This window comes from Streptomyces sp. NPDC002701, from assembly GCF_042889045.1.
In the GTDB taxonomy this organism is placed as follows: Bacteria; Actinomycetota; Actinomycetes; order Streptomycetales; family Streptomycetaceae; genus Streptomyces.
The window spans coordinates 34844-56162 of the sequence record NZ_JBIAQL010000010.1; the positions used below are offsets into that span (position 1 = coordinate 34844).

A 21319-nucleotide genomic window follows, 5' to 3' on the forward strand; every position below is an offset into this window, starting at 1 on the left:
CGCCCCGCTCCGCGGGCGTCCTGTTCAGACGCTCCACTTCTGGTTGTCGGTCCCCGCGCAGCTCCACAGCTGCAGCGGGGCCCCGTTGTCCCGGTTGTTGTCCTTGATGTCCACACACTTGCCGACGACGGTGTTGACCAGGTCGTGGCTGGCGTTCAGGACGAACTTCTGGGCGGCGTTGCCGCTGCACCAGGCGATCTGGACGGGGGTGCCGTCGTTGTAGTTCGCGTCGGCCACGTCCAGGCACTTGCCCTTGATGCGGACGGTGCCGTCGGAGGCGAACTGCCACTTCTGGGCGGAGCCGCCGTTGCAGTCCCACACGACCAGGTGCCTGCCGTCGGCGAAGTCGCCGTCCGGTACGTCGACGCAGCGCCCCGAGAGGTGGCTGCGCAGGGAGACCGGGGCACTGAGCGTCACGCCCGAACCGGCCTTCGCGGGCGGGTCCTTGGCGTCGGCCGCCTTCTTGTCGCCGCCCTGCTTCGCGGGTTGCTTCTCCTCGCCGGTGTCCTTGGTCCCGCCGCCGCCCTCGTGCTTCGCCGGGGCGGACGTGGAGGCCGCCACGACCGGCTTCCCCTGCCTGCCCGCGGACTCCTTCGCGGCGGGGCCCGGCGAACCGGTGCCGGGTGCGGCGGCCGCGAACTCGCCCGGGGCTTCCCGGGCGTTGCCCCCGAGCACGGTGCCCGCCGACGCCGGCCCCCCGCGGTCCTTGTCGTCGTTCCCGCCGAGCATCAGCAACGGCACCGACACGAGCAGCGCCCCCGCGACCGCGGCGCCGGCCAGCACCGCCTTGCCCGGCCTGCCCACCGGCCCGGTCTCCCGTTGAGGGCGGTCGATCGCGGTCGCGGTCATGGTCCGTACGAGGGCGGGCAGCCGGCTCTTGACGGCCGCGGCGGCGCCGAGGTCCCCTTCGGCCCCGGACCGGTTGCCACCGCCGGAATCCGCCCCGCTCTCGGGGCCGGCGGCGGTCCCGGAGCCGGTACCCGCCTCGGAGCCGACTCCGCTCCGGGAGGCGGCCGGGGCTTCGGGCTCCGTGGGGCCGCCTTCCGCCGCCGACACCCCGGCCGCGGCGGGCCGCGTACCGGCCGCGGAGTCGGGCATGGACCCGGGCTCAGGCGTGCGCCCGGCCCCGGCTGCGGGCTCGGTGACGACCTCCGTAGCGGTGGCGACCTCGGTATCGGTGCGGGTCGCGGGATCGGTGCGGGTCGCGGGATCGGTGCGGGTCGCGGGCGTGGCCTCGGCCGTCGTCTCACCGCCGGCGGAACCGGACTCGGCTCCCGGGGAGGTGGGGGGTTGCGGGGCGGAGCGTGTCACGTGGTCCTGCCTGTGGTGTGGGGCCAGGGTTCAGGAGAGCTGTCGGTCCGGTCCGCCGCGCCAGGAGCGGTGCGGTCCGCGGAGTCGCGGGAGCCGCCGGGGAGGCCGCCGGAACTCTCCACCGTCACGGCGTCCGCTGCGGGCATCTCCTCGGCATCCGGCACGGGTACGGGGTCGAGAAGACTGTCCGCCGGTACGAGCAGCGGCGCCGCGGCGCCCGCGTTGGCCAGCAAGCGGGTGCCCGAACCGCTCAGCGAACGGGCCAGGTCCCTGGCGGGCAGCGTGCCGTGCCGAAGTGCCTCGGACAGGAACTCGTGCACCGGCGAGGTGAACAACAGCACCACCGGCGCCCCGTCCCGACCGGTGGCCGTGAGCGGCCCGCCGTCCGCCCCGCGCACCACGGTGACCTCCGCGTCCGCGAGCGCCGCGATCGCCTCGTCCACCGAGCCGTAGCCGGTGGCGGCACGCTGCGCCGCCGCGTCCACCGGATCGGTGGGCTCCGGCCAGCCGAGGACCCGGGCCGAGGGCCGGTACGCCGGGTTGGCGCGGTAGTCACCCACGCCCCCGTCGTCGTCCGACTGCCACTCCCCCAGCACCGCCCACTCAGGCGGCGTCCGCTCCTCGGTCCACTCCGGGTCGACCACGCCGATCCAGTGCCCCGGCGCCCGGCGCGCGGCGGCCCGCACGGCCTCGGGTATCTCGGGTGTCTCCGCGACTTCGGTGGTCTCGGTGGCGTCGGCGGCGACCGGTTCGGGAGCGGTGGCCCGGCCGGAGCCGTCAGGCACCACGGACAGGGCATCATGCCTGCCCTCTTGCCGTTCTCCGGGCCGCATCTTCACCTGAACTCTTCGGTCCGTACGAATTCCTGGGTGCCGCACCCCGTGCGCGCACGCCGACTTGATCAGATCGGGGAGCCAACAGAATGCCACACGCGCCCCGTCCGCGGGTGGCCGGGGCGTGTCCGTATGGAGGGCTCACCTGTCCGTTCGCTGCCCGAGTGGTGAACTTTTGGGGACCAGCGAGGCGTGGGTGGACAAAGCGGTGGGGCGGTTGGGGCCGGGGGTGCTGCTGTCGCCGTTGTGACGGGCTAAGTTGGGTGTGCCATCGGACTCGTCGACGTTCACATGACGTCCGCCCGCACGTCCAAGCCAGGGCCGTACGGGAGGGTTTGACGGCTCGGAAGGGTTCGCCGCCCGGCAGGGCCCGGACCTCTGCGGCCGTCACCGCGGAGGGTCACGCGGAACTCGACGGCCAGGACCGGGAGCCGGACCGGCCCTCCGGACGCGGCACGTGTCCGGAGCCGCCGTGCCGGCCGGCGTCCGTCCGAACCGGCCGCCGTGCGGGCCCGCGCCCTCCGGCAGCTCCGCCACCCCCGACTCCGCCACCCCACAGCTCCGCCACCGAGGAGGAGTACCGCATGTCCCCCCAGCACCAGACCCCCGGCGCGAACGCGGAGGCGGCCGCCGCCCGCGCAGAGGAGCCCGGGTCGCCGCCCCCGGCCCCGACACCGGACGAGCAGGCCCCGGGCCCGGCCGCCGCCCCCGAGGCGGAGTCCGGCACCGCCCCCGGCGAGGAGACCGCGGCCGCCACCACCGCCGCCCCGGCCGCGGCCGCCGCCCGGCCCGCCGAGGAGCCCGAGGAGGGCGTCGCCGTGGCGGCGGCCGTCGGCACGGCTCCGCCGGACGTCAAGGCCGACACCGGTGTCGACACCGGACGCCCTCGCAAGCCGGTCCTGGCGGGGGCCGCGATCGCCGGCGCCGTCCTGGTCGCCATACCCCTGCTGCTGGCGGGGAGCGCCAACGACGAACGACCGGACTCGGCGAAAGGGCTGGCTTCGGACTCCGACACCGTCCTGAACGCGACGTCCGCCCCCGCCGTGCTCGACGACTACGTGGCCGAGAAGCCCAGTCCGTCCCCGAGCAGGGCGAAGCCGAAGAAGAGCGAGCCTGCGACGGTCGTCGTCGCCCAGCCCGCCGCGCCCTCGCCGAGCCCCGAGGCGAGCAGCTCGCCCGAGAAGAAGGCCAAGGCGAAGCCCAAGCCGAAGGCGACCCCGAAGCCGGTCTGGGGGACCAGGACCGTCTACGCGACCGGTGTCCTGCAGGCCGGACAGGCATGGTCCACCAACCGCATCCGCATGGTCATGCAGAGCGACGGCAACCTCGTGGTCTACAACGAGAAGAACAAGCCCGTCTGGGCGGCCATGACGTTCGGCCCCAACCACCGGGCCATCTTCCAGCAGGACGGCAACCTCGTCATCCACAACGCCGACGACCGCCCCATCTGGGCCTCCAAGAGCCACGGTCACGACAACGCCCAACTGGTCCTGCGGGCGGACGGCAAGGTCGTCATCCTGCACAACGGCGGAGTCATCTGGTCGACGTGAGACGGCGGCGGCCCACCTCGGGGTGGGCCGCCGACCGCCGCGGACCTCAGCCCAGGAACGACAACCGCACCCGCCTGTCCGGGTTGTCGCGGTTCGTGTCGACCAGGCACACCGACTGCCACGTCCCCAGTTCCAGCCGCCCCTCGATCACGGGCAGCGTGGCGTGCGGCGGCACGATCGCCGGGAGCACGTGGTCACGGCCGTGGCCGGGGCTTCCGTGGCGGTGCTGCCAGCGGTCGTCCGCGGGGAGCAGGGTGTGGAGGGCGGCGAGCAGGTCCTCGTCGCTGCCCGCCCCCGTCTCGAGGATCGCCACACCGGCTGTCGCGTGCGGCACGAAGACGTTGAGCAGGCCGTCACGGCCGCCCGCCGCCTCTCCGAGGAAGATCTCGCACTCCCGGGTGAGGTCGACGACCGCCTCGCTGGATCCGGAGGTGATGTTCAGGACGCGGGTGGTGAAGGCATCGGACATGGACCCATCCTCACCCATCCGTCGCGTGTCCCGCCCGCGACCGGTCCGGAGCCGCTCCGGCCGGGGGAAGCGGGAAGATCCGCGCCCCCGGCGGAGTTGGTAGAAGCGTGAACAACACCGGAGCGCGGGCAGGGCAGCAGGTGCGGCACGAGGTGCGGGAGGTCGACGTCGTCGTCATAGGCGCCGGCCAGGCCGGTCTGTCCAGCGCCCACCACCTGCGGCGCACCGGTTTCGAGCCGGAGCGGGACTTCGTGGTCCTGGACCACGCGCCACGGCCGGGCGGCGCCTGGCAGTTCCGGTGGCCCTCCCTCACGTACGGCAAGGTGCACGGCATGCACGCGCTGCCCGGCATGGAGCTCACGGACGCCGATCCCGGACGGCCGTCCTCCGAGGTCGTCGCCGAGTACTTCGACGCCTATGAGCGCGCCTTCGACCTGCGCGTACGCCGCCCCGTTCACGTGCGAGCCGTGCGCGAGGGCGACGCGGGCCGGCTGCTCGTCGAGACCTCGGACGGTACGTGGTCGACGCGGGCGCTGATCAACGCGACGGGCACCTGGGACCGGCCGTTCTGGCCGCGCTATCCGGGCCAGGAGACCTTCCGCGGGCGGCAGCTGCACACGGCCGGGTACACCGGCCCGCAGGACTTCGCCGGTCGGCGCGTCGTCGTGGTGGGCGGGGGCGCGTCCGGTATGCAGCACCTGCTGGAACTCGCCCCGTACGCGGCGCAGACCACCTGGGTGACACGGCGGCCGCCGGTCTTCCGGGAGGGCCCGTTCACCGAGGACGTGGGCCGGGAGGCGGTCGCGCTCGTGGAGGAGCGGGTCCGCAGGGGGCTGCCGCCGAAGAGTGTCGTGTCGGTGACGGGGCTGCCGCTCAACGACGCGATCCGGCAGGGCCTCGCGGACGGAGTCCTGGACCGGCTGCCGATGTTCGACCGGATCACCCCGGACGGCGTGGAGTGGGACGACGGGCGCCGCGTGGCCGCGGACGTCATTCTGTGGGCGACCGGTTTCCGTGCCGCGGTGGACCATCTGGCCCCGCTGCGGCTGCGCGAGCCCGGCGGGGGGATCCGCGTCGAGGGGACCCGGGCGGTCGCCGACCCGCGGATCCATCTGGTCGGATACGGGCCCTCGGCCAGCACCATCGGCGCCAATCGCGCCGGACGGGCGGCGGTACGGGACATCAGACGACTGCTGGCGGGCGCCGGGCGGGCTGCGCCGGACGGCAGCGGCGTTGCGCCGGACGCCGGGCGGGGCGTGCCCGTCGCGGTGGAGGCCGGTGGCTGAGGGGCGGGACGCGGGGCAGGTCACGCCCGCGGGCGGGAGTGGCGCGGCGCCTGCTTCCCCGCGCCCCCGGAGGGGCGCGGTCGGCTCCGTGAGCACGTACCACGCCGAGATCGTGGCCCGGCTCAGCCGGACGACGCGGAGGCGCTCCTGCCGTGGCGCTCGGCCTCGGCGACGTTCTTCCTGTGCTCGGCGTAATCAGCCGTGAAGCGCGTGTCGCCACGCTTGACCGTGACGAAGTACAGCCAGTCGCCCTGGGCCGGCGAGACGGCCGCGCGCATGGCCTCCTCGCCCGGGTTGGCGATCGGCGTCGGCGGCAGCCCCATCCGCGCGTACGTGTTGTACGGGCTCTCCACCTGCGTGTCGCTGCGGCCGGTGCGGGGCGTGCCGCGGTTCAGCGCGTAGTCGATGGTGGAGTCCATCTGCAGGGGCATGCCCCGGTCGAGGCGGTTGTGGATGACCCGGGCCACCTTGCCCATGTCCGCCTCGGTGGCCGCCTCCGCCTGCACGATGCTCGCGACGGTGACGGTTTGATAGGCGTTCATCGCGTTGCGCTCGGCACCGGCCGTGACCGTCCCGCCGCCGAACTTCCTGTTCGCCGTCTCCACCATGCGTGCGAGCAGGGACGTGGGCGTCGACTTCTTGTCGATGGGGTACGTCGCCGGGAAGAGGTACCCCTCGGGGTTGCCGCTCGCGTCGTTCGGGAGCTTGAGGTGCGCCTTCTCCAGCGACTTCCTGCTGGTGCCCGCGGGCAGCGCGAGAGCTTTGTCCATGGCCTCGTACACCTGGCCGGAGCGCCAGCCCGCGGGGACCACGAGGGCCTGGGGTTCCTTCGTGCCGTCCGTGCTCAGTAGGGGTACCGCGACGGCGGTGGCCGCGACGACGGCGCCGGTCGCGATAAGGGCGGTCCGGCCCCGGCGCGTCAGTCGGACGGTTCTCTGCGGCGGTGTGGGCGGAGTGTAGTTCTGCATGCGGGCACGGTAACCCGCATACCGTTAGAAACCCGACATATCTTCAGTTTGTCGGCTCCAGCTGGGCGTCCCTGCGGACCAGGGCGGTGTACTGCCCCTGGCGCGCCAACAGCTCCTCGTGGGTGCCCCGTTCCGCCATGCGTCCGCGGTCGAGGACCACGATCTGGTCGGCGCCCCTGACGGTGGACAGCCGGTGCGCGATGGTGAGGGTCGTCCGGTTGGCCGACAGCGCGTCGACGGCCTCCTGGACGGCACGCTCGGTACGGGTGTCCAGGGCGCTGGTCGCCTCGTCGAGGATCAGGACGGGCGGGTCCCGCAGGATGGTGCGGGCGATGGCCAGGCGCTGCTTCTCACCGCCGGAGAACCGGTGTCCGCGCTCCCCCACGACGGTGTCGTACCCGTCGGGCAGGGACGCGATGTGATCGTGGATCTGCGCGGCCCTCGCGGCGGCGCGCAGTTCCTCGTCGGTGGCGTCCGGCTTGGCGAACCGCAGGTTGTCGGCGACCGTGGCATGGAAGAGGTACGTCTCCTGCGAGACGACCCCGATGCCCCGCGCGAGGGTGTCGAAGTCCAGGTCGCGCACGTCGACCCCGTCGAGGGTGACGCGGCCGCCCGTGACGTCGTACAGCCGCGGGACCAGATGGCTGAGCGTGGACTTCCCGGCGCCGGTCCGGCCGACGACGGCGAGGCTGCCGCCGGCGGGCACGGTGATGTCGATGCCTTCGAGGACCGGGCCGCTCTTGTCGTCGTAGCGGAACTCGACGCCCTCGAAGCGCACTTCGCCCTTGACCCGGTCGAGGTGGACCGGACGCTCGGGCTCGGTGATGTCGACGGGCAGGTCGAGGTACTCGAAGATGCGCTGGAACAGGGCGAGCGACGCCTGGATCTGGACGCCCGTGGACAGCAGGCTGACGGTCGGCCGGAACAGGCCCTGCTGGAGCGAGACGAAGGCGACCAGGGTGCCGATCGAGACCGAGGGCCCGCCGAACTGGAGGGCCAGGCCCGCGGTCCAGTAGATGACGGCCGGCATGGCGGCCATGACGATGCCGATGACGGCCATCCGCCAGCGCCCCGCCATGTTCGACCTGATCTCCAGGTCGACGAGACTCTCGGACTCCTCGGCGAAGGCACGGGTGAGGGAGTCGGAGCGGCCCATCGTGCGGCCCAGCAGGATGCCGCTCACGGAGAGCGACTCGGTGACCGTGGCGGCCATGACCGCCATCTGCTTCTGGCGCTCGGTGGTGATCTTCTTGCGTTCGTTGCCGACACGGCGGCTGATCCAGACGAACACCGGCAGCAGGAGCAGCGAGACGACGGTCAGCCGCCAGTCGAGGGCGACCATCGCGACGATCGTGGCGACGACGCCGGTGAGGTTGGAGACCAGCGAGGTGGCGGTCGAGGTGACCGTCGCCTGCATCCCCCCGATGTCGTTGGCGATGCGTGACTGGACCTCGCCGGTGCGCGTCCTGGTGAAGAAGGCGAGCGACATGCGCTGCAGCCGGTCGTACACGGCGGTGCGCAGGTCGTGCATGACGCGCTGGCCGACCGTCGTGGAGATGAGAGTCTGCAGGACGCCGAAGACCCCGCCGAGAACCGCGCTGAGGACCATGCCGAGCGCGAGCAGGCTCAGCAGGCCGGTGCGGCCCTGCGGGATCGCGGTGTCCAGGATCTCCTTGAGCAGGAACGGCGTGGCGACCGAGACCAGGGACGCGGCACCGACGAGCAGGCCGACGACGGCCAGCCGCCCGCGGTAGGGACGGAAGAGTGTGAGGATGCGGCGCACCTGGCGGGGCTGTCCTGCCTCGACGGGTGGCGGTGTCCAGTTGATGTCGTCGCGGGGCATGGGCTCCTACGGGAGGTGGGAAGGACGAGGACTGACGGAGCATAGCTCATTGTTACCTCTACTCACAATGAACTACGTCCTGATATTGTTCCCGCCATGGACACCCCAGACGCCGATGGTCTGCTCGCCGAGCAGTTGCTGCGGTTGACCCGCCGCGTGCACCGCATCCAGAAGCGCCACCTGCAGACGCGGGGACTCGGCATCACACCGGCGCAGTCCCGGCTGCTGCGCACACTCGCCCACTACGACGCGCCGCCGCGGATGGCCGACCTGGCCGAACGGCTGGAGGTGGTGCCCCGGGCCGTGACCACCCTGGTCGACGGCCTGGAGGCGAACGGCAAGGTGCGGCGCGTACCGGACCCCACCAACCGGCGGGTCATCCGCATCGAGCTGACGGACGACGGACGCGGGACCCTGCGGGAGCTGCACGGCGCGCGCCGTGCCGCCGCGGAGGACATCCTGGCCCCCCTCACGGCCGAGCAGCGCACGGTACTCGGCGGGCTCCTGGACACGCTGGTCGACGGGGCAGGCGTGGCGCGGGAGCCGAAGCACGACTGCTGACGGCGGCGCGCGGCCCGCCCGGCGGCCCCGGGTGCAGCCGAAAGTCCATGGGCCCGGTGCGGAAATTCCAACTCCCCGACCGCTTCCGCCCCTTGCCTCCCGGCCCACCCCCTAGGAGGGTGACAGCGCGCCGAACCCTGCGCTCCCCCCACCGAGGAGGTCCGATGCACGACGAGAACGCGACACCGGAACCCGACGAGAACCCCGAGGGCCGGTCCCGGCGCTCGGTACTGCGCACGGCGGGCATCACCGGAGCGGGGCTGGGGCTCGGTGCGTTCGCGGGCGGCGGCACGGCCGGGGCCGCCGAATCCGCGACACTGCCCGACGCGCCGGCGGAGACCGGGGCGGACGCCGGACCGACCGCGCCCACCGCCAAGGGCCGGACCATGATCGGCGTGCCCTTCGAGGGACGGGGCACGGTACGGGTCGGGATCATCGGACTCGGCAACCGCGGCAACGGCATGATCGATCTCTTCCTGGCTCTGGACGGGGTCCGGGTCGTCGCGCTGTGCGACCCGGTCAAGGACAAGACCGCGCGAGCCGCGGCCAAGGTGGTGGCCGCGGGACAGCCCGCCCCGGCGACGTACACGAAGGGCGAGCACGACTTCGTGGACCTCTGCGAGCGCGGTGACCTCGACTTCGTCTACGTGGCCACGCCCTGGGACCTGCACTTCGAGATGGCACGGACGGCGATGCTCAGTGGCAAGCACGTCGGTGTGGAGTGTCCGGTCGCCATGCGGCTCGACCAGCTCTGGGAACTCGTCGACCTCTCCGAACGCACCCGCAGACACTGCATGCAGCTGGAGAACTGCTGCTACGGCAGGAACGAGATGCGGGTCCTGCGCATGGCACACGCCGGAAAGTTCGGCCGCCTGCTGCACGGCGCCGGCGCCTACAACCACGACCTGCGCGGCCTGATGTTCGACCCGGACTACTACGAGGGTCCGTGGCGGCGGCTGTGGCACACCCGGCTGCGCGGCGACCTCTACCCGAACCACGGCTTCGGTCCCGTCGCCAACTACATGGACGTCAACCGCGGTGACCGCGTCACCCACATCTCCAGCTTCGGCACACCCTCGCTGGGCCTCGCCGAGTACCGCGCGGAGCACCTGCCGCCGGGCGACCCGAGCTGGAAGGAGACGTACATCGAGAGCGACCGGACCATCAGCCTCGTACAGACCGCCAAGGGGCGCGTGATCCGGCTCGAACACGATGTGTCGACGCCACATCCCTACTCCCGGATCAACAGCCTCGGCGGCACGAAGGGTGTCTTCGAGGACTACCCGGAGCGGATCTACATCGAGCCCGACCACACGGACGACGCCTGGGGGGACTTCTCCGCGTACGCGGACTGGGACCACTGGCTGTGGAAGGAGCACTCCGACCCGCCCGGCGGACACGGCGGTATGGACTACATCATGCTGTTCCGGCTGATGCAGTCCATACGGCTCGGCCTCGTACCGGACTTCGACGTGTACGACGCCGCCACCTGGACCGCGCCGGTGCCGCTGAGCCACGCCTCGATCAAGGCGCACGGGGCGCCTCAGGCGATTCCGGACTTCACCCGCGGCCTGTGGCGGAAGGAACGGCCGGGCATCGACTCAGCGAAGCCGCAGGACGGGTGAGGGTGGAGTCGGCGGTGAGAGTGCCCTGCACGGTCGCGATGCGCCGGTCGTAGCACCCGCCCGAGCCGTACAGCCGGTAGCGCTCGCTCGTCGTCGCGACGGCATGCCGCTGGTCGCGCGGCACGTTCGCGGTGTAGGTCGCGTCGCCCGTGTAGGTGTCGTCCAGCCGGGACCACGCGGTGCGCCGGCCGCCGCGTGTCTCCACGGCGTCCGCCCGGTCGCCCAGGGACAGCACGGTCCGCAGCCGGTCGCCCGCGCCGAGCGTCGTGGTGCCGTCCATGGTGTACGTGCGGTCCGTACGGGTCGTCAGGGCGGGCCCGCGTCCGTCGACCGTGACCCTCTCGTCGTCGGTCCAGGTGCCCTTGAGCGCGTCCGTGTTCTCGCCGTCGGTCCAGCGGTGCACGGACGTGTTGGCCAGTTCACGGTCGACCGTGGTCGTGACCCGGCCGTGCGAGGTGTCGACGTACCCGGAGACGGTCAGCCGGTGCCCGGCATCGGTGTCGAGCCGGTGTTCGGCGCCGGGCGTGTGCGCGGAGGAGTTCGCGAGGGCGCCTGCCCTGTGGGCGGTGAGTCCTCCGGTGACGTGCGTGCTCCTCGCGTCCTGCCAGACGAGGACGTTCACCGGGGTGCTCCAGCCGGTCTGTCCCTCGGGGACGCCCACCACGGAGACGTCGATCCGGTGCGGGCGACCGTCGTTGAGCAGCCCCGCGAACGGTGTCAGGTCGTACTCGACGGGCTTGATGTCGAAGGCGCGCGGACCGGGGATCACGTACCAGAGAAAGGGGTTGGACCAGCCTCCGGTCCATACGGTCGGGAACGGCGCGGCGATGCCCGCGAGTTTGCCGTCGACCTCGATCTGCACCTCACGGTAGGGCCCGTCCGACGCCTTGCAGGAGTAGGGGGCGGCGTCGGGCACGGTCAGGTACCAGTACTCCTCGCACCCGCCGCCCGACCCCGTCGCGTACACCTCGGCGACGATGCGTTCGCTGTTGCGCGGCGTGGTGAGAGTGCCGTCCTTGAGGGTGAGAACCCGGTCGGGCGTCGCGTCCGTCCTGGCGGCGGGCTTCGTGATCACGGCCGGGTAGAAGGTGAGTGTCACCTTGACGTCGATGATTCCCGTGTAGGTGTCGTCGACGACGTTGCCGATCAGCATCTCGACGTCCTGGCCCGCACGGAACGTGTCGCTGTAGCGCGTGACGTCCTTCTCCACCGACCACTCGATGCCGTCGGGCGAGGGCTGCGGAGTGGACGTGCGGAAGACCTCGACGCCTCCGATGTGCAGGTACCCGAGCCGGTCGTACTGCCGTCCCGCGACCTTGCCGTCGAGCCGCAGCACGACCTTGCTCCAGCGGTCGCCGCAGCCGCGCGGCGGTGCGTACGTGCCCTTGTAGGGCGTGAAGTCGCGGAACCGCGCCTCGGCGACCGTCACTTCGCACGATGTACCGGCGGGCCCGGTGACCGGCGGGGCGGCGGTCAGGGGGTCGTGCCAGTCGGTACCGAACTCGGCGGGCGGGTCGGCGGGCCGAGCGGCCGCGGCCGGGCCCGCTCCGAGGAGGGTGCTCGCCATGAGGGTGACCCCGGCGAGCATGGACATGATGATCCGTCTTCTCATGAGCGGTGTTCTACGGTGAGTCGGCCCCGCCCGCAATGGGCCCTCGGCTCATGAGCCGCTCCGCGTCGAGTTCGCGCCGTCGAGCGGTGGAGGGCCGCGTCGGAAGGCTGTCCGGTTTCATGCCTTGAGGTTCGCCCTGTCGCCCATCACCACGACCGGGTGCTGATCCGGGTCGAGGGTGCGGAGCAGGTACTTCATGCCCGCCTTGGACAGGCTCACGCAGGCCGACGTACCGCTGCCGTGGTCCATGTGCAGCCAGATGCTGCCGCCCTTGGACTGGCCCTCGGGGCGGGTCGGGTCGTTGGGTGAGGTGCCCTTGACACGGTTGTAGTCGATGGCGATGACGTAATCGAAGTCGTTCCAGTGCGACTTGGCCCAGTAGTGCGGGGCCTGGAAGCCGGCGGACCGCGTGTACGGGAGCCGGGCGCCGGGGTCGGCGAGGACGCCGCCCGCGTCGCTGAGCGTGAACACCCCGACAGGGCTGCGCTTGTCGCCTTCGCGGTGGTCGGTCGTCCAGCCCTTCTTGCCGTTGTGCCCCTCCCAGCTGCGGGTCTTGTCCCAGGTGGAGCCGGACTTGGTGTAGAGGACGATCGTGGAGTCCGCCGAGTCCTCGCCCTGTCCGTAGACCGCGACGACCTGGCGGGAGTCGGCGGGGATCTGCTTCCGCAGCCTGTCCCCCACGTCCGGGATGCGTTTCAGGTCGACGGTGCGCGCCTGTTCGGGCCGGGACTTCTCTCCCGCCTGCTCGTTGCCTCCGTCGTCCGAGCCGCCGCAGGCCGTCAGGGGCAGCACCAGGGCGGCCAGGACCGCGGCCACGGTCGTCGTGCGCTTCGCACCGCGTATTCGCATGCCGTCCATCGTCGCACCACGTTCCGGACGCTTGCGTCCGCCCCCGCGACATACGGGCCGAATGCGGGCGGTCCGGGCCGAATCTTTGCCGCATGCCGGAAAACCGTTTGCCTGCGGACACGCTGCGACGCGAACCTTGCACAGTTTGTTGTCTCCCCCCACTCCGTACTACGAGCCTCCTGGGACGTCATGCAGATTCGAGACCTTCCGTATCCCGACCCGGGCGTGCCGGACGCGCGCTCGGGGCTCCGCTTCCTGGTGTGGCTCGGCCGGAATCAGCTCGGCGGACAGCTGAAGGCCCTGGTCTGGGGGCTGTTGCACTTCGTGTCCGTGTCCGCCCTGCCCTTCTGTGTGGGCTTCGCCGTGCAGGCCGTCGTGGACGACTCGGGCGCGCGACTCGGTCTCGCGGGCGGGCTGATGGCGCTCTGCGGAGCCGGGATCGCGCTGGGCGACACCATGCTGCACCGGGCAGCGGTCACCAACTGGATCACCGCGGCCGCCCGCGTCCAGCAACTGCTGGCGCGCAGGACCGCCCTGCTGGGCTCCGCGCTCACCCGACGGGTAGCGGCCGGCGAGGTCGTCGCGGTCTCCACCGGTGACGTGGAGAAGATCGGCTGGTTCGTGGAGGCCGTGTCGCGGTTCACCGCGGCCGCGGTGACCGTCGTGCTCGTCTGCGTCGCCCTCGTCGTCTACCAGCCGGCGCTCGGCGTCGTCGTCGCCGTGGGGGTGCCCGTCCTGGCGCTCTCGGTGCTGCCGCTGCTGCCGCGGGCCACCCGCCGCGCCGACTTCCAGCGGGAGAAGGCGGGACGCGCCACCGAACTGGCCTCCGACACCGTCGCGGGCCTGCGCGTACTGCGCGGCATCGGCGGCGAGGAACTGTTCCTCGACCGCTACCGCCGCGCCTCCCAGGAGGTCCGGCACGCCGCCGTGCGCAGCGCCAGGATGTGGTCGCTGATCTCCGCCATCCAGGTCCTGCTGCCCGGACTCCTGCTGATCGCGGTCGTCTGGCACGGCGTGAACCTGGCCCGCGAGGGCCGCATCACCGTCGGCGAGATGGTCACCGTCTACAGCGCCGTCATGATCCTCACCTATCCGCTGCGGCACTTCGAGGAGATCGCGATGGCGTACTCCTTCTCCCGGCCGTCCGCCCGGCGCGCGGCGCGGGTGCTGTCGCTGGAGCGGGCCACGGACGGCGAGGGGTCGATCGATGCCGTGGTGCCGACCGGGGACCTGTACGACCCGGCGACCGGTCTGCTCGCGCCCGAAGGGCAGCTGACCGCCGTGGTGTGCGGTGACCCGGACGCCGCAGGTGAACTGGCCGAGCGGCTCGGCGGTCATACGGCCGACTCCTCGGAGCTGCCGTCGGCCCTCGTCGGCGGTGTGCCGCTCGACGAGCTGCCCCTCGACTCCGCCCGCAGCGCCGTCCTCGTCCAGGACAAGGACCCGGTCCTGCTCTCCGGAACGCTCCGCGAACTGCTCGACGTGCCCTCCTCGGGAGACGTCACCCCCGGGGAGGCGCTGTCCGCGGCGCAGTGCGGCGACGTCCTGGACGCCCTCGCCCAGGGAGCACTGGACGCCGGCGACCCGATGGACGCCCGCATCACCGAACGCGGCCGCTCCCTGTCGGGCGGCCAGCGCCAGCGTCTCGCCCTGGCCCGGTCGCTGGTCACGGCCCCGGGAGTGCTGGTGCTCGACGAACCGACGTCCGCGGTCGACTCGCACACCGAGGCCCGGATCGCCGACGGGATCAGGTCCCTGCGCCAGGGCCGCACGACGGTGGTGTTCACCTCGTCGCCGCTGCTCCTGGACCGCGCGGACCGGGTCGTACTCGTCCACGAGGGCGAGGTGGCGGCGGTCGGCGTACACCGCGAACTGCTGCACAGCGACGCGCGGTACCGCGTGGTGGTGACCCGGGAGACCGACGACGAGGCCGCCGTGCACGAGCTGAGCCACTTGCAGGCACTGGAAGAGATCGAGGAGACAGCATGACCGGCGTGGCCCCACCGGCCTACGACCCGGCGGCCCCGACGACCGCGGAGACCCTGCCCGTCGGCGCCCCCGCGACCGTCCGCGCCTACGTGACCGAACTGTTCCGGCGGCACCGCCGGGCCTTCCTCGCGCTCGTCGCCGTCAACACGGTCGCCGTCGTCTCCTCGATGGTGGGCCCCTACTTGCTTGGCTCCCTGGTCCAGCACGTCTCCGACGGCGCGACGGCCGCGCGCGACCTGCACATGGAACGCACCGTCGCGCTGTTCGCCCTCGCCCTGGTCGTCCAGGCCCTCTTCGTACGCCAGGTGCGGCTGCGGGGGGCCATGCTCGGCGAGCGGATGCTGGCCGACCTGCGCGAGGACTTCCTCGTACGGGCGGTGGGACTGCCTCCCGGTGTCCTGGAACGGGCCGGTACGGGCGATCTGCTGTCCCGGATCACCACAGACATCGACCGGCTGGCCAACGCCATGCGCGAGGCCGTCCCTCAGCTGGCCGTCGGCGTGGTGTGGGTGGCGCTGCTGCTCGGCGGGCTCGTCGTCACGGCGCCGCCGCTCGCGCCCGCGGTGCTGGTCGCCGTCCCGGTCCTGGTGGCCGGCTGCCGCTGGTACTTCAGGCGTGCGCCGTCGGCCTACCGCTCCGAGGCCGCCGGCTACGCGGCCGTCGCCTCCGTGCTCGCCGAGACCGTGGACGCCGGACGCACCGTCGAGGCCCATCGCCTGGGCGTGCGCCGCATCGGCCTGTCGGACCAGCGGGTCAGGGAGTGGACCGCCTGGGAGCGGTACACCCTCTACCTGCGGTCGGTGCTCTTTCCCGTCATCAACGCCACGCACACCACCGTCCTCGCCTCGGTCATGATGATCGGCGGGTACTTCGTCCTCCAGGGCTGGATCAACGTGGGCCAGCTGACGACCGGCGGACTGATCGCGCTGATGCTCGTCGACCCGGTGGGCCTGATCCTGCGCTGGTACGACGAGCTGCAGGTCGCCCAGGTGTCGCTGGCCCGGCTGGTGGGTGTCCGTGACATCGAGCCGGACGCGGGCGACGGGTCGCTGGCCCCCGACGGGCGTGACGTGCACGCCGAAGGGGTGCACTTCGGCTACCGGGCGGGCGTCGACGTGCTCCGGCAGGTCTCCCTGGAGGTCGCGCCGGGCACCCGGCTGGCCCTGGTGGGTCCGTCCGGCGCGGGCAAGTCCACGCTGGGCAGACTGCTCGCAGGGATCTACGCACCCCGCTCCGGCAAGGTCACACTGGGCGGCGCCGAACTGTCCCGGATGTCCGCGGAACGGGTCCGCTCCCATGTGGCGCTGGTCAACCAGGAGCACCACGTGTTCGTGGGCGCCCTGCGCGACAACCTGCTCCTCGCCCGTACGGGTGCCGACGACGCCGAGCTGTGGGCCGCACTCGGCGCGGTCGACGCCGACGGCTGGGCCCGGGCGCTGGACGACGGCCTCGACACCGAGGTCGGCTCGGGAGGTGTCGCGCTCACACCGGCCCAGGCCCAGCAGATCGCGCTCGCACGCCTGGTGCTCGCCGACCCCCACACGCTCGTCCTGGACGAGGCCACCTCGCTCCTCGACCCGCGAGCGGCCAGGCACCTGGAACGTTCCCTGGCCCGTGTCCTGGACGGCCGCACCGTGGTCGCCATCGCCCACCGGCTGCACACCGCCCACGACGCGGACGTCATCGCCGTCGTCGAGAACGGCCGCATCAGCGAACTCGGCAGCCATGACCAGCTGGTCACCGCGGACGGCGCGTACGCGGCGCTGTGGCGGTCCTGGCACGGATGAGCGGGACCGGCGCCGCCCCGGCCGGTGGGCCGGAGGGCCGTCGGTGAACGGCCCGTGTCCCGTTGCGCCGTCTCGGAGAGGGGTGGAAGTGTGGACCTCGGAGCCGGCTCGGGAAGCACCCGGGAACCTCCCGGTTCCGCGTGTTCCGTACGGGCGTGGCCCGGCCTGAGCGGTCCGTGCGGACTGCGCCGAACGCGATGACGGCCGGCCGGCCCGGAGCACCTGGAGGTATGCGTGGACAGCGCCGACGGATGGGGAGACGACGTCTACCAGCCCGACGGATCCGAGGTCCAGGACGACGCCGGGCTGCTGGACGCCGAGGACACCCTGGAGACCGACGGCGTGAACGACCCGCTGGACCGGGGCTGGTCCCCTCCGGAACGCCCCTGGGCGGTGGAACGCAAGGACGTGACAGCGGCCGAGCGGCACCGCGGCGAGAGCCTCGACGAACGCCTCGCGGAGGAGCTGCCGGACATCACCCCACCCGACGGCGACGGCATCGGGGACTGCCTCGACTCGGACGGTGAGCCCCTGGACAACGAGGTGGGCGCCGTCCGCTCCGGACGTCTCGTGGCCCCCGACGAAGGCGCGCACGAGGACGCTGAGAGTGCCCTGATCGCCACCGACGTGGGCATCGACGGAGCGGCGGCGTCGGCGGAGGAGGCCGCCATGCATATCGTCGACGAGGACCCGCTGTCCGGCTGACCCCGTCTCCTCCCCGCCCTGTCCGCGCACCCCTCCCCCACGCAAGGAGCAACCATGCAGCAGGACAAGCACCCCGACTACCACTCGGTCGTCTTCCGTGACCGCGCCGCGGGCTACGCCTTCCTGACCCGGTCCACCGCGGCCAGCGACCAGACGATCGAGTGGGACGACGGCCGCACGTACCCCGTCGTCGATGTGGAGATCTCCTCGGAGAGCCACCCCTTCTACACGGGCAAGGCCAGGACCGTCGACACGGAGGGCCGAGTCGCCCGCTTCGAGAAGCGGTACGGCTCCGGGGGCAAGGCGTCCGACGAGAGCGGGGGCGAGGCCGAGCAGGCGTGACCCTGCCGGCCCTGCCGGGACGGGGGCGTCCCGGCGACCGGTACCGGCAACGCCTGGCGGGGTCCCGCAGGGGGCATCCGTCCGTGCCGTGGGGTGGTTCCCTGCCGTGCGGTGGTACCTCAGATGAAGTTGAGCGCGGCCGCGCCGCCCACCCCGCCCAGCACCATGAAGGCGGGCATCAGCACCTTCAGCTCCACCCAGCTGCCCGCCCTGAACCGCAGCACTTTGGGCGGTCCGATGGGGTACCAGCGCTTGCGGCCGACCGGGATCGGCCACAGGATCGGACAGCCCGAGACCGTCAGCGCGTCCCCGATGTCGTGCACCAGGGCCCCGAGGACGATCGGCAGTCCGAGCCACAGATACTCCTGGCCCGGGTCCGTGAACAGCCAGTAGGAGCCGTTGCCCGGCTCGTCCAGCACTCCCGCGATGATCCACGCACTCGTCGCGGCCAGCAACCAGACCAGGACGTCGGCGCTGGAGCCACGCGTCGCCCGCCAGAGCAGCCCTTCGATGGCGAGCACTATGTGCACGAACAACAGGGCCAGCACCGCCCAGCGCCCCCCGGTGATCGCGGCGACCGAGGCCCCGCCGCCGATCAGCACCGCCCACAGCCAGGTGTGGGTCAGGGTGCGGTGCCCACCGGACCGCCGTGGGTCGCCCGGCTTCTTCGTCCCCTTGTAGACCGCGTACGAGAGTTTGTCGACGATCTCGCACAGCCCCCTGGAGACGGGCCCGAAGGCCCGCGAGATGGTGGCGGCCTTGTGGTCCAGGTCCGGGGCGAGCGCGGCACCCGCGCAGATCAGCGCGCCGGTCAGCAGGACCGGCCAGGGCATCGTGTGACCGGAGGCTGCCGCCGCCGCTCCGATGCCCAGCCAGGCTGCCGCCCCGGACAGTGAGTGTGCTGGTCCCATCATCGCCGCGCCCCGCCCCATTCCTCTTGTGCTGGCTGCCAGTTGCCCAAGTGCGCTGACACCCGGCCGGCGACACAGCGTAGCGTTCGTGATCTTCGGCCCCGCATCGGATTCCCTCATCGGGTGGGATGACAGGCAAGATGGGGGCGTGACCCTTATCGATCAGCTGCCGCAGACCGCAGATCCCGACGCCCTCTACGAAGCCTTCGAGTCGTGGGCCGGGGAACGCGGTCTCACGCTCTACCCCCACCAGGAGGAAGCGCTGATCGAGGTGGTCTCGGGTGCAAATGTGATCGTCTCGACCCCCACCGGGTCCGGCAAGAGCATGATCGCCGCGGGTGCGCACTTCGCGGCGCTCGCCCGTGACGAGGTCACCTTCTACACGGCGCCGATCAAGGCGCTCGTCTCGGAGAAGTTCTTCGAGCTGTGCAAGATCTTCGGCACCGAGAACGTCGGCATGCTGACCGGTGACGCGTCCGTGAACGCCGACGCCCCGGTCATCTGCTGCACCGCCGAGGTCCTGGCGTCGATCGCGCTGCGCGACGGCAGGCGTGCCGACGTCGGCCAGGTCGTGATGGACGAGTTCCACTTCTACGCCGAGGCCGACCGCGGCTGGGCCTGGCAGATCCCGATCCTGGAGCTGCCGCAGGCACAGTTCATCCTGATGTCGGCGACGCTCGGTGACGTCTCCATGTTCGAGGAGGACCTGACCAGGCGGACCGGCCGTCCCACCTCGGTCGTCCGCTCGGCGACCCGTCCTGTTCCCCTCTCCTACGAGTACAAGCTGACGCCGCTCACCGAGACGCTCACCGAGCTCCTCGAGACGAAGCAGGCGCCCGTCTACATCGTGCACTTCACTCAGGCGCAGGCCGTGGAGCGGGCGCAGGCGCTGATGAGCATCAACATGTGCACGCGGGAGGAGAAGGACCAGATCGCCGAGCTGATCGGCAACTTCCGCTTCACCACCAAGTTCGGCCGCAACCTCTCGCGGTACGTACGGCACGGCATCGGCGTGCACCACGCCGGCATGCTGCCCAAGTACCGCCGCCTGGTGGAGAAGCTGGCGCAGGCCGGGCTCCTGAAGGTCATCTGCGGCACGGACACTCTCGGCGTGGGAGTCAACGTGCCCATCCGCACCGTGCTGTTCACCGCTCTGGCGAAGTACGACGGCACGCGCGTACGGACGCTGCGAGCGCGGGAGTTCCACCAGATCGCCGGCCGGGCCGGACGGGCGGGCTTCGACACGGCGGGCTTCGTCGTGGCGCAGGCTCCCGAGCACGTCGTGGAGAACGAGAAGGCCCTGGCCAAGGCCGGCGACGACCCGAAGAAGCGTCGCAAGGTGGTGCGCAAGAAAGCGCCGGAAGGCTTTGTCGGCTGGACGGACAACACGTTCGAGAAGCTGATCTCGTCCGACCCGGAGCCGCTGACCTCGCGCTTCCGGGTCACGCACACGATGCTGCTGTCGGTGATCGCGCGGCCCGGCAACGCCTTCGCCGCGATGCGTCATCTGCTCGAGGACAACCACGAGCCGCGCAAGCAGCAACTGCGGCACATCAGGCGGGCTATCGCCATCTACCGCTCGCTCCTCGACGGCGGAGTGGTGGAGAAACTCGACACGCCCGACGCCGAGGGCCGCATCGTGCGCCTCACCGTCGATCTGCAGCAGGACTTCGCGCTCAACCAGCCGCTGTCGACCTTCGCTCTCGCCTCGTTCGAGCTCCTGGACCCCGAGTCCCCCTCGTACGCGCTGGACATGGTCTCCGTCGTGGAGTCCACGCTGGACGACCCGCGGCAGATCCTCGCCGCCCAGCAGAACAAGGCCCGCGGCGAGGCCGTCGGAGCGATGAAGGCGGACGGCGTCGAGTACGAGGAGCGCATGGAGCGGCTCCAGGACGTGTCGTACCCCAAGCCGCTGGAAGAGCTGCTCTCCCACGCGTACAACACCTACCGCAAGAGCCACCCGTGGGTGGGTGACCACCCGCTCTCCCCGAAGTCCGTCATCCGCGACATGTACGAACGTGCCATGTCCTTCACGGAGTTCGTGTCCTACTACGAGCTCGCCCGCACCGAGGGCATCGTGCTCCGCTACCTGGCGAGCGCCTACAAGGCCCTCGACCACACCGTCCCGGACGACCTGAAGTCGGAGGACCTGGAGGACCTGATCGCCTGGCTCGGCGAACTGGTGCGTCAGGTCGACTCGAGCCTCCTCGACGAGTGGGAGCAGCTCGCCAACCCGGAGGTCATGACGGCCGAGGAGGCCCAGGAGAGGGCCGACCAGGTCAAGCCAGTCACGGCCAACGCGCGCGCCTTCCGGGTCCTCGTCCGCAACGCCATGTTCCGGCGGGTGGAACTCGCCGCACTCGACCACGTCTCGGAACTCGGCGAGATGGACGCCGAGTCCGGCTGGGACGCCGACGCCTGGGGCGAGGCGATGGACGACTACTGGGACGAGTACGACGACCTCGGCACCGGCCCCGACGCACGCGGGCCCAAACTCCTGCGCATCGAGGAGGAGCCGCACAACGGACTGTGGCGGGTGCGGCAGACCTTCGCCGACCCGAACGGCGATCATGACTGGGGCATCAGCGCGGAGATCGATCTCGTGGCTTCCGATGCCGAAGGACGTGCCGTCGTCAAGGTCACCGCCGTCGGCCAGTTGTGAGCACAGGAGAACGCGA

The 21319-nt window shown here is 71.7% G+C and carries 16 protein-coding genes and 1 pseudogene; 9 read left to right on the top strand and 8 right to left on the bottom strand.

Features of this window, described 5'->3' with window-relative positions:
* Positions 1-24: 24 nt before the first annotated feature.
* Both ACFYXC_RS24905 and ACFYXC_RS24910 read right to left on the bottom strand, forming a co-directional pair.
* The gene (locus ACFYXC_RS24905; RefSeq protein ID WP_389554094.1) at positions 25-1311 is read right to left on the bottom strand and encodes a ricin-type beta-trefoil lectin domain protein; all 1287 of its coding nucleotides are present in this window, start codon (positions 1309-1311) and stop codon (positions 25-27) included.
* Positions 1308-2144 (bottom strand): type VII secretion system-associated protein, encoded by an 837-nt coding sequence (locus tag ACFYXC_RS24910; protein ID WP_389554256.1) that lies wholly within the window; start codon positions 2142-2144, stop codon positions 1308-1310. Before ACFYXC_RS24910 ends, ACFYXC_RS24905 begins: the two co-directional genes overlap by 4 nt.
* A gap of 584 nt (positions 2145-2728) precedes the next feature.
* Between ACFYXC_RS24910 and ACFYXC_RS24915 the strand changes: the two genes are divergently transcribed.
* On the top strand, positions 2729-3694 hold the full coding sequence (locus ACFYXC_RS24915; RefSeq protein ID WP_389554095.1) for a mannose-binding protein: 966 nt from the start codon (positions 2729-2731) through the stop codon (positions 3692-3694).
* A gap of 46 nt (positions 3695-3740) precedes the next feature.
* On the opposite strand, the gene ACFYXC_RS24920 is transcribed toward ACFYXC_RS24915, so the two are convergent.
* Positions 3741-4163, bottom strand: coding sequence for a secondary thiamine-phosphate synthase enzyme YjbQ (locus ACFYXC_RS24920; RefSeq protein WP_389554096.1), 423 nt, complete (start codon positions 4161-4163; stop codon positions 3741-3743).
* A gap of 152 nt (positions 4164-4315) precedes the next feature.
* On the opposite strand from ACFYXC_RS24920, the gene ACFYXC_RS24925 reads away from it, so the two are divergent.
* Entirely contained in the window at positions 4316-5449 is a 1134-nt protein-coding gene (locus ACFYXC_RS24925) for an NAD(P)-binding domain-containing protein (protein ID WP_389554257.1), read from the top strand.
* A 122-nt stretch (positions 5450-5571) separates the two neighbouring features.
* On the opposite strand, the gene mltG is transcribed toward ACFYXC_RS24925, so the two are convergent.
* Both mltG and ACFYXC_RS24935 read right to left on the bottom strand, forming a co-directional pair.
* Positions 5572-6417, bottom strand: coding sequence for an endolytic transglycosylase MltG (mltG, locus tag ACFYXC_RS24930; protein ID WP_388921591.1), 846 nt, complete (start codon positions 6415-6417; stop codon positions 5572-5574).
* Positions 6418-6460: 43 nt separating this feature from the next.
* Complete coding sequence (locus ACFYXC_RS24935) at positions 6461-8260, bottom strand: ABC transporter ATP-binding protein (protein ID WP_389554097.1); 1800 nt, start codon at positions 8258-8260, stop codon at positions 6461-6463.
* A gap of 96 nt (positions 8261-8356) precedes the next feature.
* Here ACFYXC_RS24935 and ACFYXC_RS24940 point away from each other — a divergent pair, with 96 nt between their 5' ends.
* Both ACFYXC_RS24940 and ACFYXC_RS24945 read left to right on the top strand, forming a co-directional pair.
* Positions 8357-8821, top strand: a complete 465-nt coding sequence (locus ACFYXC_RS24940) for a MarR family winged helix-turn-helix transcriptional regulator (protein ID WP_388921585.1) — start codon at positions 8357-8359, stop codon at positions 8819-8821.
* 164 nt (positions 8822-8985) lie between these two features.
* Positions 8986-10446 carry a Gfo/Idh/MocA family protein gene (locus ACFYXC_RS24945; protein ID WP_389554098.1) on the top strand — a complete coding sequence of 487 codons (1461 nt, stop codon included), beginning with the start codon at positions 8986-8988 and terminating at the stop codon, positions 10444-10446.
* 7 nt (positions 10447-10453) lie between these two features.
* Here ACFYXC_RS24945 and ACFYXC_RS24950 read toward each other — a convergent pair.
* Both ACFYXC_RS24950 and ACFYXC_RS24955 read right to left on the bottom strand, forming a co-directional pair.
* A pseudogene (locus tag ACFYXC_RS24950) lies at positions 10454-12058 on the bottom strand (peptide-N4-asparagine amidase); the annotation flags it as partial.
* A 117-nt stretch (positions 12059-12175) separates the two neighbouring features.
* Positions 12176-12907, bottom strand: coding sequence for a L,D-transpeptidase family protein (locus tag ACFYXC_RS24955; RefSeq protein ID WP_389554099.1), 732 nt, complete (start codon positions 12905-12907; stop codon positions 12176-12178).
* A gap of 189 nt (positions 12908-13096) precedes the next feature.
* Here ACFYXC_RS24955 and ACFYXC_RS24960 point away from each other — a divergent pair, with 189 nt between their 5' ends.
* The 4 genes from ACFYXC_RS24960 (at position 13097) to ACFYXC_RS24975 (ending at position 17730) form a co-directional block, all read left to right on the top strand.
* Positions 13097-14896, top strand: a complete 1800-nt coding sequence (locus ACFYXC_RS24960) for an ABC transporter transmembrane domain-containing protein (protein ID WP_389554100.1) — start codon at positions 13097-13099, stop codon at positions 14894-14896.
* A complete protein-coding gene (locus ACFYXC_RS24965) occupies positions 14893-16683 on the top strand; it encodes an ABC transporter ATP-binding protein (RefSeq protein ID WP_388921570.1) in 1791 nt (596 codons plus the stop codon). Before ACFYXC_RS24960 ends, ACFYXC_RS24965 begins: the two co-directional genes overlap by 4 nt.
* A 234-nt stretch (positions 16684-16917) precedes the next feature.
* Complete coding sequence (locus tag ACFYXC_RS24970) at positions 16918-17388, top strand: DUF5709 domain-containing protein (protein WP_389554101.1); 471 nt, start codon at positions 16918-16920, stop codon at positions 17386-17388.
* A 54-nt stretch (positions 17389-17442) separates the two neighbouring features.
* Positions 17443-17730, top strand: a complete 288-nt coding sequence (locus ACFYXC_RS24975) for a type B 50S ribosomal protein L31 (RefSeq protein WP_389554102.1) — start codon at positions 17443-17445, stop codon at positions 17728-17730.
* Between the two features lie 119 nt (positions 17731-17849).
* Here the strand turns inward: ACFYXC_RS24975 and ACFYXC_RS24980 are convergent, their stop codons facing one another.
* Positions 17850-18644: a metal-dependent hydrolase gene (locus ACFYXC_RS24980; protein WP_388921560.1), complete on the bottom strand. Its 795-nt coding sequence runs from the start codon at positions 18642-18644 to the stop codon at positions 17850-17852.
* A gap of 145 nt (positions 18645-18789) precedes the next feature.
* Here ACFYXC_RS24980 and ACFYXC_RS24985 point away from each other — a divergent pair, with 145 nt between their 5' ends.
* Positions 18790-21303 carry a DEAD/DEAH box helicase gene (locus tag ACFYXC_RS24985; RefSeq protein ID WP_388921557.1) on the top strand — a complete coding sequence of 838 codons (2514 nt, stop codon included), beginning with the start codon at positions 18790-18792 and terminating at the stop codon, positions 21301-21303.
* The last annotated feature ends 16 nt before the right edge of the window (positions 21304-21319 follow it).

Bases quoted from the DNA above. Each gene is read 5' to 3' on its own strand.
- ACFYXC_RS24910 (WP_389554256.1), bottom strand. From the start codon at position 2,144: ATGCGGCCCGGAGAACGGCAAGAGGGCAGGCATGATGCCCTGTCCGTG.
- ACFYXC_RS24915 (WP_389554095.1), top strand. From the start codon at position 2,729: ATGTCCCCCCAGCACCAGACCCCCGGCGCGAACGCGGAGGCGGCCGCC.
- ACFYXC_RS24920 (WP_389554096.1), bottom strand. From the start codon at position 4,163: ATGTCCGATGCCTTCACCACCCGCGTCCTGAACATCACCTCCGGATCC.
- mltG (WP_388921591.1), bottom strand. From the start codon at position 6,417: ATGCAGAACTACACTCCGCCCACACCGCCGCAGAGAACCGTCCGACTG.
- ACFYXC_RS24935 (WP_389554097.1), bottom strand. From the start codon at position 8,260: ATGCCCCGCGACGACATCAACTGGACACCGCCACCCGTCGAGGCAGGA.
- ACFYXC_RS24940 (WP_388921585.1), top strand. From the start codon at position 8,357: ATGGACACCCCAGACGCCGATGGTCTGCTCGCCGAGCAGTTGCTGCGG.
- ACFYXC_RS24945 (WP_389554098.1), top strand. From the start codon at position 8,986: ATGCACGACGAGAACGCGACACCGGAACCCGACGAGAACCCCGAGGGC.
- ACFYXC_RS24955 (WP_389554099.1), bottom strand. From the start codon at position 12,907: ATGCGAATACGCGGTGCGAAGCGCACGACGACCGTGGCCGCGGTCCTG.
- ACFYXC_RS24960 (WP_389554100.1), top strand. From the start codon at position 13,097: ATGCAGATTCGAGACCTTCCGTATCCCGACCCGGGCGTGCCGGACGCG.
- ACFYXC_RS24965 (WP_388921570.1), top strand. From the start codon at position 14,893: ATGACCGGCGTGGCCCCACCGGCCTACGACCCGGCGGCCCCGACGACC.
- ACFYXC_RS24975 (WP_389554102.1), top strand. From the start codon at position 17,443: ATGCAGCAGGACAAGCACCCCGACTACCACTCGGTCGTCTTCCGTGAC.
- ACFYXC_RS24980 (WP_388921560.1), bottom strand. From the start codon at position 18,644: ATGATGGGACCAGCACACTCACTGTCCGGGGCGGCAGCCTGGCTGGGC.